This window comes from Pseudomonas acericola (SeqCode), from assembly GCF_053456465.1.
In genome coordinates, this window is the sequence record NZ_JBRFJB010000004.1 from 700,344 (window position 1) to 712,813 (window position 12,470).

Annotated in this window: 11 protein-coding genes; 3 read left to right on the forward strand and 8 right to left on the reverse strand. The window is 61.1% G+C overall.

The features are described from left to right. Positions 1-3 precede the first annotated feature (3 nt). The 8 genes from ACU688_RS19470 to ACU688_RS19505 all read right to left on the reverse strand — a co-directional run bounded on the left by ACU688_RS19470 (position 4) and on the right by ACU688_RS19505 (position 9,808). Positions 4-1,926: a PrkA family serine protein kinase gene (locus ACU688_RS19470; RefSeq protein ID WP_017739508.1), complete on the reverse strand. Its 1,923-nt coding sequence runs from the start codon at positions 1,924-1,926 to the stop codon at positions 4-6. A 285-nt stretch (positions 1,927-2,211) separates the two neighbouring features. Next, positions 2,212-2,541 (reverse strand): thiosulfate sulfurtransferase GlpE, encoded by a 330-nt coding sequence (gene glpE, locus ACU688_RS19475; protein ID WP_124529355.1) that lies wholly within the window; start codon positions 2,539-2,541, stop codon positions 2,212-2,214. An 8-nt stretch (positions 2,542-2,549) separates the two neighbouring features. Continuing rightward, on the reverse strand, positions 2,550-3,398 hold the full coding sequence (locus ACU688_RS19480) for a symmetrical bis(5'-nucleosyl)-tetraphosphatase (protein ID WP_448185999.1): 849 nt from the start codon (positions 3,396-3,398) through the stop codon (positions 2,550-2,552). After that, positions 3,398-3,778: a Co2+/Mg2+ efflux protein ApaG gene (gene apaG / locus ACU688_RS19485; RefSeq protein ID WP_207045063.1), complete on the reverse strand. Its 381-nt coding sequence runs from the start codon at positions 3,776-3,778 to the stop codon at positions 3,398-3,400. The genes ACU688_RS19480 and apaG overlap by 1 nt, the downstream gene beginning before the upstream one ends. Before the next feature lie 106 nt (positions 3,779-3,884). Continuing rightward, positions 3,885-4,697 (reverse strand): 16S rRNA (adenine(1518)-N(6)/adenine(1519)-N(6))-dimethyltransferase RsmA, encoded by an 813-nt coding sequence (rsmA, locus tag ACU688_RS19490; protein ID WP_448186000.1) that lies wholly within the window; start codon positions 4,695-4,697, stop codon positions 3,885-3,887. Next, positions 4,694-5,683, reverse strand: coding sequence for a 4-hydroxythreonine-4-phosphate dehydrogenase PdxA (gene pdxA, locus ACU688_RS19495; protein ID WP_448186001.1), 990 nt, complete (start codon positions 5,681-5,683; stop codon positions 4,694-4,696). Before pdxA ends, rsmA begins: the two co-directional genes overlap by 4 nt. Beyond that, positions 5,680-7,014 (reverse strand): peptidylprolyl isomerase, encoded by a 1,335-nt coding sequence (locus ACU688_RS19500; RefSeq protein WP_448186035.1) that lies wholly within the window; start codon positions 7,012-7,014, stop codon positions 5,680-5,682. Before ACU688_RS19500 ends, pdxA begins: the two co-directional genes overlap by 4 nt. After that, positions 6,995-9,808, reverse strand: a complete 2,814-nt coding sequence (locus ACU688_RS19505) for an LPS-assembly protein LptD (RefSeq protein WP_448186002.1) — start codon at positions 9,806-9,808, stop codon at positions 6,995-6,997. The genes ACU688_RS19500 and ACU688_RS19505 overlap by 20 nt, the downstream gene beginning before the upstream one ends. 130 nt (positions 9,809-9,938) lie before the next feature. Between ACU688_RS19505 and ACU688_RS19510 the strand changes: the two genes are divergently transcribed. From ACU688_RS19510 to ACU688_RS19520, 3 genes are read left to right on the forward strand one after another with little or no spacing between them, the layout of a single operon-like run. Continuing rightward, positions 9,939-10,964, forward strand: a complete 1,026-nt coding sequence (locus tag ACU688_RS19510; protein ID WP_448186003.1) for an aminoglycoside phosphotransferase family protein — start codon at positions 9,939-9,941, stop codon at positions 10,962-10,964. Next, on the forward strand, positions 10,961-11,635 hold the full coding sequence (murU, locus tag ACU688_RS19515; RefSeq protein ID WP_448186004.1) for an N-acetylmuramate alpha-1-phosphate uridylyltransferase MurU: 675 nt from the start codon (positions 10,961-10,963) through the stop codon (positions 11,633-11,635). The genes ACU688_RS19510 and murU overlap by 4 nt, the downstream gene beginning before the upstream one ends. A gap of 1 nt (position 11,636) precedes the next feature. Next, complete coding sequence (locus ACU688_RS19520) at positions 11,637-12,404, forward strand: TerB family tellurite resistance protein (protein ID WP_448186005.1); 768 nt, start codon at positions 11,637-11,639, stop codon at positions 12,402-12,404. Positions 12,405-12,470 lie beyond the last annotated feature (66 nt).

The following is a 12,470-nucleotide window of genomic DNA, read 5'->3' on the forward strand; positions in this document are numbered from 1 at the left end:
ACTTCATTGCGATTTCCGGACCCGTAGGTACCATTCCGACAGAAGCCGTACCTGTTTGTCGGTGTAGCCACGTTCGACCATGCGTGTGACGAAGTCGTTGTGTTTTTGCTGGTCCTCCTTGCTGGCCTTGGCGTTGAAGCTGATGACCGGCAGCAGATCCTCGGTGTTGGAGAACATTTTCTTCTCGATGACCACCCGCAGCTTCTCGTAGCTGAGCCAGGTCGGGTTCTTGCCGTTGTTGTTGGCACGTGCACGCAGCACGAAGTTGACGATTTCGTTGCGGAAATCTTTCGGGTTGCTGATGCCGGCCGGTTTCTCGATTTTCTCCAGTTCCTCGTTGAGGGCTACGCGGTTGAGAATCTCGCCGGTTTCCGGGTCGCGGTATTCCTGGTCCTGGATCCAGAAGTCGGCGTACAGCACGTAGCGGTCGAAGATGTTCTGGCCGTACTCGCTGTAGGACTCCAGGTACGCGGTCTGGATTTCCTTGCCGATGAACTCGATGTAGCGCGGCGCCAGGTACTCCTTGAGGAAGCGCAGGTAGCGTTCGCGGGTCTCGGCCTGGAATTGTTCCTGTTCGATCTGCTGTTCCAGCACATAGAGCAGGTGCACCGGGTTGGCGGCGATCTCGTGGGGGTCGAAGTTGAAGACCTTGGACAGGATCTTGAACGCAAAACGCGTCGACAGGCCGTTCATGCCCTCGTCTACGCCGGCCGTGTCGCGGTATTCCTGGATCGACTTGGCCTTGGGGTCGGTGTCCTTGAGGTTTTCGCCGTCGTACACGCGCATCTTCGAGTAGATATTCGAGTTTTCCGGCTCCTTGAGGCGCGACAGCACGGTGAACTGGGCGAGCATCTTCAGGGTGTCGGGTGCGCAGTGCGCTTTGGCCAGGGAGCTGTTGAACAGCAGCTTGTCGTAGATCTTGATTTCATCGCTGACCCGCAGGCAGTACGGCACCTTGACGATATAGATCCGGTCGATGAAGGCTTCGTTGTTCTTGTTGTTGCGGAAGGTGTGCCACTCCGATTCGTTGGAGTGGGCCAGCAGGATCCCGGTGAACGGAATCGCCCCCAGGCCTTCGGTGCTGTTGTAGTTGCCTTCCTGGGTGGCGGTCAGCAGTGGGTGCAGCACCTTGATCGGTGCCTTGAACATCTCCACGAACTCCATCAGGCCCTGGTTGGCCCGGCACAGCGCGCCCGAGTAGCTGTAGGCGTCGGCGTCGTTCTGCGGGAATTCTTCGAGCTTGCGGATATCGACCTTGCCCACCAGTGCCGAGATGTCCTGGTTGTTCTCATCCCCAGGTTCGGTCTTGGCCACGCCGATCTGGTTGAGGATCGATGGGTAGAGCTTGACCACGCGGAACTGGCTGATGTCACCACCGAACTCGGCCAGGCGCTTGGTGGCCCAGGGCGACATGATGGTGTTGAGGTAGCGGCGAGGGATGCCGAAGTCTTCTTCGAGGATCGCGCCATCTTCGGTGGCGTTGAACAGGCCCAGGGGCGACTCGAAGACCGGCGAGCCCTTGATCGCGTAGAAGGGCACTTTCTCGATCAGTTGTTTGAGCTTTTCGGCCAGGGACGATTTACCGCCACCGACGGGACCGAGCAGGTAGAGGATCTGTTTCTTCTCTTCCAGGCCTTGGGCGGCATGGCGGAAGTAGGAGACGATCTGGTCGATGCATTCTTCCATGCCATGGAAGTCTTCAAAGGCCGGATAGCGGCGGATCACCTTGTTGGAAAAAATCCGCGACAGGCGCGAGTTGTTGGAGGTGTCTACCAGCTCCGGCTCGCCAATCGCCAGCAGCAGGCGTTCGGCGGCAGACGCATAGGTACTGCGGTCCTTTTTGCACAGCTCAAGATACTCCTGCAGCGTGAGTTCTTCTTGCTGTGTGGACTCGAAGCGTTGTTGGAAGTGGCTAAAAATACTCATGACGTCGTCACCTCGCTCGATACGTGGAGCCGACGCCGGATCAATCAGTCGATGCTGGCAGTCATTGACGATCGTCAATGGCCGTTTTCCCCCCAGAACACCCTGAAACGCTACCGATGACCCGCACGCCGGTGTACCGGCTCTCCCCTGATTCGGATGGCCTGCGCTTAAGGATAGTTCGGAATCGGGGAGGTCAAGGCGCGATGCGTAATTAGTTTGGCTGCGCCGTTCGTCAGAAACGGCGCGAGGCCAAGCGTCACGCGGGATAGCGGGGTTTGAAAAAAATTATTGCGAATCGCCCGAGGCAATTTCCGCAGGAAAGGTCGTACGCCACAGCTCAAAGCCACCGTCCAGGCTATAGACGTCGGAGAAGCCCTGGCTGATCAGGTAGGCAGCTGCGCTCTGGCTGGAATTGCCGTGGTAGCAGGCCACGATCACCGGCGCATCGAGGTCGGCTGCGCGGATGAAGTCGGCGATGTTGACGTTGTCCAGGTGTTGGGCGCCAGTGATGTGAGCCGCCACGTAGGTCGGCTGATCACGGATGTCGACGACCACTGCGCCTTGCCCGCGCAGGGCCTGGGCTTGTTCGGGGGAGATGCGTTTGAATTCGCTCATGGGGGCTCCTAGGGCTTGGCGGCCGGCAGGGTAACGGAAAGGGGTGATTCGCACTGGCAGCGATGGCGCTCGCCAGTGTCGATGTTCATCAGGGTCATGGCGCCACCCCACACGCAACCGGTGTCGAGGGCGAACACGCCGGGTTCATTGCACTGGCCTTCGAGGGCTGCCCAGTGGCCAAAGATGATCTTTGTGTCACGGGTCTTGCGCTCTTTGTGGGCGAACCAGGGTTTGTAGCCGGGCAGTGCGGTATCGGCACCTTCCTTGCTCTTGAGGTCCAGTTTGCCTTCGGCGGTGCAAAAGCGCATGCGCGTGAAGTAGTTGGTGATCACGCGCAGGCGGGCAACGCCCGTCAAGTCGTTGTCCCACTTCACGGGGTCGTTGCCGTACATGCCGTCGAGGTAGGCGGTGTACAGGCTGTCATCGGCCAGGGCCGCTTCGACTTCGGCGGCGCACTTGAGGGCTTTTTTCAGTGTCCACTGCGGCGGGATGCCAGCATGCACCAGGGCCATGTTGCGGGCCTCGTCGTAGTGTATGAGCTTTTGTCGGCGCAGCCAGTCCAGCAGGTCGACACGGTCCGGCGCTTCGAGGATTTCCCGCAGGGTGTCGCCCTTTTTCAGGCGCTCGATGTTCTTGCCGGCGGCCAGCAGATGCAGGTCGTGGTTGCCCAGGACGCAAACCAGTGAGTCGCGCAGGCTATATAAGTAGCGCAAGGTTTCCAGGGATTGCGGGCCGCGGTTGACCAGGTCTCCGACCAGCCACAGGCGGTCGCGGGTTGGATCGAAGGACACGCGTTCAAGCAGGCACTTGAGGGGTTCCAGGCAGCCTTGCAGGTCGCCGACCGCGTACGTCGCCATCAGTGCAGGGCTCCCGGCACGGCGAGGCGGAAGGGCGCGATGATGGCGTCGAACAACTGGCCGTCGGTGGCTTTCATCTGATACGAGCCTTGCATGGTGCCGACCTTGGAGGTCATCACCGTGCCGCTGCTGTAGGTGTGGCTGGCTCCGCAGTCAATCAACGGCTGCTGGCCAACCACGCCTGCGCCGCGCACTTCCTCGACCTGGCCGTCGCCATCGGTGATCACCCAGTGGCGCGACAGCAGCTTGGCCGGCACCAGCCCGTTGTTTTTCACCGTGATGGTGTAGGCAAAGGCGAAGCGGTTGTGTTCGGGTTGCGATTGGTCCGCCAGGAAGCGGGTGACGACGCTGACGTCGATCTGGTAGCGAGGATCGGACATGCAAGAGGCCTTAAAAGCAAAAGCGGGGGACAGCAGATGCGGATCAGTCTAGGCCAAGAGGTGGGCACTAGGCCAGACATGCTGTCTGGCCCAGGCTCGGCAGGCTTCAGTCCGCAGCGGGCGCTGGCTGGATGGCAAGCTGGTCGGCGAGGCGCACGAACGCCGCCAGGTCCAGTTGCTCTGGGCGCAAGCTGCCATCGACGCCGGCGGCTTCGATTTCAGCGTTGCTCAGCAGGGCCTTGAGCGTGTTGCGCAACGTCTTGCGACGCTGGTTGAACGCTTCGCGGACAACGCGCTCCAGCAGCTTGTGATCCTTGGCCGGGTGCGGCAGCACGGCGTGCGGCACCAGGCGCACGATGGCCGAATCGACCTTCGGCGGCGGGTTGAATGCGCCCGGGCCTACGTTGAACAGGTGTTCGACGCGGCAGTGGTACTGAACCATGATCGACAGGCGACCCCAATCACCACCGCCAGGGCCAGCCGCCAAACGCTCAACCACTTCTTTTTGCAGCATGAAGTGCATGTCGCGGATGATCCCGGCGTTGTTCAGCAGGTGGAAAATCAGCGGCGTGGAGATGTTGTACGGCAGGTTGCCCACGACCCGCAGGCTGTTGGGCGCGGCATTGAGGCTGTTGAAGTCGAACTTCAGCGCATCGCCCTGGTGCAGGTTGAAGTTCGGCTTGCCGGCGAACTGCTGGTTGAGGATCGGGATCAGGTCCTTGTCCAGTTCCACCACGTCCAGTTGCCCACCACTGGCCAGCAGGCCTTGGGTCAGTGCACCCTGGCCGGGGCCGATTTCCAGCAGGCGGTCTTCAGGCTTGGCATGGATGGAGCGCAGGATGCGGTCGATCACGCCCGCGTCGTGCAGGAAGTTTTGCCCGAAGCGCTTGCGCGCCCGGTGTTGGTAATGCTCAGTCATATACGGGTCTCGGCCATCTGATAGGCGGTTTCCAGGGCCACGTGCAGGCTGCCGGTATCGATCTTGCCGCTGCCGGCCAGGTCCAGGGCAGTGCCATGGTCGACGGAGGTGCGGATGATCGGCAGGCCCAGTGTCACGTTGACTGCGGCGCCAAAGCCTTTGTATTTCAGCACAGGCAGCCCCTGGTCATGGTACATCGCCAGCACTGCGTCGCAGTGCTCCAGATATTTGGGGGTAAACAGAGTGTCCGCAGGCAATGGGCCGCGCAGGTCCATGCCTTCTTGGCGCAGACGCTCCAGGGTGGGTTCGATGATGTCGATTTCTTCATGGCCCAAGTGGCCGCCTTCACCGGCGTGGGGGTTGAGCCCACAGACCAGGATGCGCGGCTGGGCAATGCCGAATTTCTGTTGCAGGTCGGCGTGCAGGATGCGGGTGACGCGTTCCACACGCTCGACGGTGATGGCGTCGGCAATCTCACGCAGCGGCAGGTGCGTGGTCACCAGGGCGACGCGTAGGCCGCGGGTGGCCAGCATCATCACGACTTGTTCGGTGTGGGTCAGTTCGGCGAGGAATTCGGTATGTCCGGAAAAGGCGATGCCCGATTCGTTGATCACGCCTTTGTGCACCGGGGCGGTGATCATGCCCGCGAAGTCACCGTCGATGCAGCCTTGGCCCGCACGGGTCAGGGTCTCCAGCACAAACGCAGCGTTGGCTTTGTCCAGTTGCCCGGCCACCACCTTGGCTTGCAGTGGAGTGTCCCACACATACAGGCTGCCGGCGGGGGCGGGCAGGTCCGGCCAGTTGCCCGGTGCTACCTCCAGCAAACTGACCGCCACGCCCAGTTGCGCGGCCCGCTCAAGGAGCAGGTCGCGGCTGGTAATGGCAATCAGGGGGTGTGGCTGAGGGTGCGAAGCGAGCAGCAGGCACAGATCTGGACCAATGCCGGCCGGCTCGCCGGGTGTTACCGCGAAACGCTGGGGTTTCACTGGGTTGCCTGGTCGGTGCCTGTTTGCTCGGCGCCTGGCAGCTTGTTTTCTACGTAGGCTTCGTCACGGATCTGACGCAACCAGGTTTGCAGCTCTTCGTCGTATTTGCGGTTACGCAGTACGGACAGTGCTTGTTGCTCGCGGGCCTGGCTGGTGTTGTCGGTGGCGCGACGGCCAAGGACTTCCAGCACGTGCCAGCCGTATTGGGTCTTGAACGGCTTGGACAATACGCCTTGCGGGGTCTTGGCCATGACGTCCTGGAACTCCGGCACCAGGGCTTTCGGGTCGATCCAGTTCAGGTCGCCGCCGTTGAGGGCAGAACCTGGGTCTTCCGAGAAGCTCTTGGCCAGGGTGGCGAAGTCTTCACCGCTTTCGATGCGGTCATAGATCTTCTGGGCCAGCTCCTTGGTTTGTGCTTCGGTGCGGATTTCGCTTGGTTTGACCAGGATGTGACGAACATGCACTTCGTCTTTCAGCGAGGTCTCGCCGCCGCGTTTTTCCAGCAACTTGAGGATGATGAAACCGCCTGGCGTGCGTGCAGGCTGAGTGATATCACCCGGCTGCATGGCGCTCAGCTCACGGTCGAACGGAGGTGGCAGTTGCGCGGCTTTACGCCAGCCCATGTCACCGCCGTCCAGGGCGTTGTCGCTGTTGGAAACGGCAATCGCAGTCTGGGCAAAGTCGGCGCCGGCTTTCAGGCGTTCGTAAACAGCCTGGGTCTTGGCGGCAGCTGCATTGAGCTGCTCGGAGTTGGCGCTGTCCGGTGTACCGATCAGGATGTTGGCCAAGTGCAGTTCTTCGGAAAGCTGCATCTTGCCCAGGTCCGAGGCCAGGAAGTTCTTCACTTCCTGCTCGGAGACCTGAACCCGCTCGGCCACACGACGCTGACGGACACGGCTGATGATCATTTCACGGCGGATCTGGTCACGGGCGTCCTCATAGGACAGGCCATCGTGGGCCAAGGCCGCGCGGAACTGGTCAATGCTCATGTTGTTGCGCTGAGCGATGGTGCCGACGGCCTGGTTCAGTTCTTCGTCCGAAATACGGATGCCCGAACGTTCGCCGATCTGCAGTTGCAGGTTCTCGACGATCAGGCGCTCCAGCACCTGTTGGTCCAGCACGCTGGTCGGTGGCACGCCACCGCCACGCTTGGCGATGGTTTGCTGAACTTCCTTGACGCGTTGGTCCAGCTGGCTCTGCATGATCACGTCGTTATCGACGATGGCCACCACTTTATCCAGCTGTTGAACCGCAGCGTGTGCCGATGCGGTACCCAGGAACAGCGCGCCCAGTACGAGCGGGCGCAGACAATCAGAAAGCTTGGTCTTCACGTTCACGATAACCTTCAATGCCTTTGTCGAGGAAGCTCTCTACCTTGGCGCCGGTCAGGCCGCCGAGTCCTTTGAGGACGATCTGCAGGAAGAGCCCGTGGTCACCCTTTTCGTTAAGCGGGGCGATCTGGCTGTATTCGTCGTTGGAAACCCAGTAACGGTTGATGACGCGCAGTTTCCAGCAGCAGTTGTCGTACTCGAAACCACCGAAGGCTTCCAGGGTACGGTTGCGGGCATAGTCATACTGCCAGCGGGTGATCAGGTTCCACTGTGGAACGATCGGCCACATCATCGAGAAGTCGTGTTGCTGGATTTTGTAGTAATCCTTCACGTAGTTCGCTTGGCCAGGCGTGCCGTAGTCACCACCGAACTGCCATTTGCCGGTCAGCTGGTTGTACACCACCTGGTCGTTGCGATAGCGGTAGCCGAGGTTGACGACCTTGTTCGGGTTGTCTTCCGGCTGGTAGTGGAACATCGCGCTGCCGGAACGAGGGCTGTGGCTCTCGGTGTCCCAGTTGTAGTCGGCAGTAGCACGCCAGTCGCGGTTGAAGCGGAACTCGTAGTCCAGGGCGATTGGCGATACGTCGGACTGTGCGTCGGCACGGTCGGAGGCCAGTACGCCTGGCAGTTGAACTTGACGATCCTTGAAGTACACCGCCTGGCCCACGGATACGCGCTGACGTTCGAAGCCATTCTCTTCGATCCAGCGGCTGGTCACGCCCAGGGACAGCTTGTTTTCGTCGCCGATCCGGTCGGAGCCGCTGAAGCGGTTGTCACGGAACAGCGAGGCATAGTTGAACGAGTACTCGCTGGTGTCGAATACCGGGATATCGCTCTGGTCCTTGTTCGGAACGTAGAGGTAGAAAGCGCGCGGCTCGAGGGTCTGGCGATAGTCTTTGCCGAACCAGTTGGTGCTGCGGTCGAAGAACAGGCCGCTGTCGACACTGGCGATTGGAACTGCACGGTCTTGGGAGCTTTTAAATGTGCCGCCCGAGTACTGGGTGCCGGCTTGCGCTGCTGCCGCTTGGGCCGCGACGATGTCGTTCTTGCCCTGGCTATCCAGATCCAGATCGTACTTGGTGTAAACGTACTTGAGCTTCGGCGTAATGAAGCCGTAGGTCCAGTTCATCGGATATTCAACCGCTGGCGCTACGTTCAGGCGAGTGCCGTTTGCACGGGTCAGGCCGGTGACGTAGGTATCCAGGCGATTTTCGATGCCGCCGTTTTCATTGATAAAGGTGCCGTTTTCCAGGCTACGCTCAAACCGGACTGCTTCGGTCTCGTAGCTGAAATTCAGCCCGCCTGGATGGTATGGCAGTGCCCCATTGAAGGTGATCTGCGGCAAACGATCGTACGGCGTGATCTGGGAGATCGTCGCAAGCTGATAAGCCTGCACGTTCAAGCGCGCCTGGTAAGAGTCACCCCGGTACGCCACGGAACCTTGTTGGTTCAGGAAGTCGCGGCTTTCCACACCTTCCTGATAGGACTTGAGGTCCTGGAAGTAATACGGATCGCTGATGCGGGTGTAGTCAACCTGGGTCGATACGCGCGAATCCAAGCCGCCTTTATGCTGCCAATTGAGCATATAGCGGGTTTTTTCGTATTCGGACTGCAGCTTGCGCTCGTCGCTGTCGTCGTTCAGGTACGCGCCGCCGAACTGACCTTCGCTGGACTTGGTGAGGTAGCGGAATTCGCCTTCCATCAACAGGCCGCGTTTGGTCATGTACTGCGGATACAACGTGGCATCGTAGTTCGGTGCCAGGTTGAAGTAGTACGGCGTAACTAGGGTGAAGCCGGTTTCGCTGCCGGTGCTGAAGCTCGGCGGCAGGAAGCCGGACTGACGACGGTCGTCGATCGGGAAATAGATGTAAGGGGTGTACAGGATCGGAATGTTCTTGATCCGCAACGTCGCGTTGGTGGCCGTACCGAAACCGGTGGCCGGGTTCAACGTGATGTTGTTGCCCCGGAGCTGCCAGGCGTTGCTGTCTGGCTCACAGGTAGTGTACGTACCGTCCTTGAGACGGATGATCGCGTTTTCGGCACGCTTGGCGTACAGCGCGTTACCGCGGATGCGCGATTTGTGCAGGACGTACTCGGCGTTGTCGATCTGGGCGGCACCGGTGTCCAGTTGGACTTCGGCGCGGTCACCCACGATCAGGGCGCCGTTGTCGCGCAGGCGAACGTTGCCGTTCAGTTCGCCACGGTTTTCAGCCTGGTACAGGCTGGCCTCTTCGGATTCCAGCTGCATGCTGCCCTGGCGCATGACAACGTCACCGGCCAGGGTTGCGACTTGGGATTCCTGCTCGTAACGCGAAGCCTTGGCACCGATGAAGGTCGGCGCATCGCTCGAACTCGTCTTGTCGTGCATGCCAGGACGGGTCGGCTCGATGTACGCACCGCCGCAATACGGGCCGGTTTCGGCCAGTTGGGCGGCGGTCAGCTTCTCGCGGGGTACCCAGTCCAGGTGGCTGTAGTCGGCGCTGCGCGAACGCAGGCCACGGCCCTTGGAGTCGGTGACCAGTGCGGTCTGCGGCGCGGCCTCGGCGTTGCCACCGGCAGCGGCTTGCGCCGTGTCGCCGGCCGAGCTGACGGCAGCACCGTCATGCACCGGGCGCGGTGGCAATGGGGCGGCGGCGGTCTTCGGCGCGCAAGCCCAGGCACCCGAAGCGGAGACGGAACAGTCATACTGCTCCGCAGCGACCACGAATGAGGTGGCGAAAGGTTGCATGGCCAGCAGACTGCCGGTTACCAGCAACGGAAATTTTCTACGAAACGCGGGGGATTTCAATGCCATCTTATTAGTCCGGGCTTCCTGCGTGCCATCTGCCCGCGGTGTGGGCCGCACGACTCTCGATGGTCTGAAAAAGATGCGTGATAATAAAGCATGACCCGCTTGACGGCTAGGGCCGTCGGAGACCCTTGTAATGCCCGACCAAGATCTACGTTTACAACAGCTGGAAGTCTGGCTGGATGAGCAACTGCCGATCCTTTTCAACGCTCAAGGCTGGGGTGCCGTACCCCCGGCCACATTGACCGCGGCCAGCAGCGACGCGAGTTTCAGGCGTTATTTCCGCTGGGAAGGCGGCGCCCGCACGTTTGTCGTGATGGACGCGCCACCCCCCCAGGAAAACTGCAAACCTTTCGTCGATATCGCTCATTTGCTGGCAAAGTCGGGAATAAATGTGCCAAAAATTTATGCAGAAGATTTGCCGCGCGGCTTTCTTTTGCTCAATGACCTGGGCACAAAAACGTATCTGGACGTGATTGACGCGCAAAACGCCGATCAATTGTTTGCCGACGCCATCGACGCCTTGCTGGCTTTCCAGCAATTGCCGATGGACGCACCACTACCCAGTTATGACGTCGCCTTGCTGCGCCGTGAGCTGGAATTGTTTCCCGAGTGGTACGTGCGCCGTCACCTGGGCATCGAATTGGATGCCCGGCAGCAAGCTCTCTGGCAACGTGCCAGCGACCTGTTGATCGACAGCGCCCTGGCCCAGCCGAAAGTGCTGGTGCACCGCGACTACATGCCGCGCAACCTGATGATCAGCGAACCGAACCCCGGGGTGCTGGATTTCCAGGATGCGGTCTACGGCCCGGTGACCTACGACATCACCTGCCTGTTCAAGGATGCGTTCCTCAGCTGGCCCCAGGCCCGTGTGCGCGAATGGCAGCGCGGCTACTGGGACCGCGCGCAGCAAGCCGGCATTCCGGTGCATGCCGAGTTCGACGACTTCCTGCGCGCCAGCGACCTGATGGGCGTGCAGCGCCACCTCAAGGTCATCGGCATCTTCGCGCGTATCTGCCATCGCGACGGCAAGCCACGCTACCTGGCCGATGTGCCGCGCTTCTTCGCCTATATAGAAGCCGTGCTGGCCGAGCGCCCTGAGCTGCGCGAACTGGCTGAACTGTTGGCCAGCCTGCGCCAACCCGTCGGGGCCACCGTATGAAGGCCATGATCCTGGCCGCGGGCAAAGGTGAGCGGATGCGTCCGCTCACCCTGCACACGCCCAAGCCATTGGTGCAGGCCGGTGGCAAGCGGTTGATCGAGTATCACCTGGAGGCGCTGGCCAAGGCTGGCTTCACTGATATCGTGATCAACCATGCCTGGCTCGGCCAGCAGATCGAAAGCTACCTGGGCGACGGCGCGCAGTTCGGCTTGCGCATCCAGTACTCGCCGGAGGGCGAACCGCTGGAGACCGGCGGCGGGATTTTCCAGGCCTTGCCGCTGTTGGGGGATGAGCCGTTCCTGGTAGTCAATGGCGATATCTGGACCGACTACGACTTCACCCAACTCAAGCAACCGCTCCAGGGCCTGGCCCATCTGGTGATGGTCGACAACCCGGCGCATCACCCCTCCGGCGGTGATTTCTACCTTGCTCAGGGTTTGCTTCATGATGCTGCGCCCGGTGCCGATAACCTGACCTTCAGTGGCATTTCAGTGCTCGACCCCCGGTTGTTCGCGGGTTGCACTGGCGGTGCCTTCAAGCTGGCGCCGCTGTTGCGGGCGGCGATGGTCAAAGGTTTGGTAACGGGGGAACACATGGCGGGACGCTGGATTGATGTCGGGACGCTGGAACGCCTGGCACAGGTTGAAACCCTGCTGACAGCGGGGCAGTAAGATGCTGTGGCCAGGGACGCTGATCGGCGCCGGGGCTGGCTTTGCCATTGCCAGCATTCCGGGGGCCTTGTTGGGTGCGCTGTTGGGGCAGGCGTTGGATCGCCGGCTGCAACTGCACAATTGGGCGCAACTGCGCGAACGCCTCGGCGGGCGCCCGGCGTTGCGCAATGACGAGCTGTTGTTTGTGCTGCTCGGCCGCCTGGCGAAAAGCAATGGCCGCATCGTGGACGGGCATATCCAGCAGGCGCGGCAAGAGATGCGCGCGCTGGACATGAGCGAGCCGGCCCAGCGCCGCGCGATTGCTGCGTTCAACCGTGGCAAGTCCGGATCAGACCGCGTGCGCAGTTACTTGCGCGTGCTCAAGCGCCAGCCCCATGCGGCGGAAGGCGTGCTGCGTGCGTGCTGGCGCATGGTGTGGGCCGACGGCAAGGCGGATGACGCCGAGCGCGACCTGATCGAGCTATGGGGGAAATGGTTGGGGTGGACGCCGCAACAGCTCCAGGCGTTGGCCGCTGATTACAAGCCGGAGCGCAAGCCGCTGGTGAGTCGGGGTATGTCTTATCAGGACGCATTGCGTCTGCTCGCCGTGACGGCCACCACTGAACCTGCGGTGATCAAGCGCGCCTACCGCCGCCTGCTCAGTCGCCACCATCCGGACAAGATTGCCGGCAGTGGTGCCAGCACCGCGCAAGTAAGCGAGGCCACCGAGCGAACCCGTGAACTGCACAATGCCTACACGCTGATTCGCGAGCGCCGGGATTTTCGCTGACAGTAAGGATTCCTGACTGACAACCCAATCTCCTGTGGGAGCTGGCAAGCCAGCTCCCACAGGAGA

What these genes read in the sequence shown, in the direction of transcription:
- ACU688_RS19470 (WP_017739508.1), bottom strand. Translation starts at nt 1,926, where the DNA reads ATGAGTATTTTTAGCCACTTCCAACAACGCTTCGAGTCCACACAGCAA.
- glpE (WP_124529355.1), bottom strand. Translation starts at nt 2,541, where the DNA reads ATGAGCGAATTCAAACGCATCTCCCCCGAACAAGCCCAGGCCCTGCGC.
- ACU688_RS19480 (WP_448185999.1), bottom strand. Translation starts at nt 3,398, where the DNA reads ATGGCGACGTACGCGGTCGGCGACCTGCAAGGCTGCCTGGAACCCCTC.
- apaG (WP_207045063.1), bottom strand. Translation starts at nt 3,778, where the DNA reads ATGTCCGATCCTCGCTACCAGATCGACGTCAGCGTCGTCACCCGCTTC.
- rsmA (WP_448186000.1), bottom strand. Translation starts at nt 4,697, where the DNA reads ATGACTGAGCATTACCAACACCGGGCGCGCAAGCGCTTCGGGCAAAAC.
- ACU688_RS19505 (WP_448186002.1), bottom strand. Translation starts at nt 9,808, where the DNA reads ATGGCATTGAAATCCCCCGCGTTTCGTAGAAAATTTCCGTTGCTGGTA.
- ACU688_RS19510 (WP_448186003.1), top strand. Translation starts at nt 9,939, where the DNA reads ATGCCCGACCAAGATCTACGTTTACAACAGCTGGAAGTCTGGCTGGAT.
- murU (WP_448186004.1), top strand. Translation starts at nt 10,961, where the DNA reads ATGAAGGCCATGATCCTGGCCGCGGGCAAAGGTGAGCGGATGCGTCCG.
- ACU688_RS19520 (WP_448186005.1), top strand. Translation starts at nt 11,637, where the DNA reads ATGCTGTGGCCAGGGACGCTGATCGGCGCCGGGGCTGGCTTTGCCATT.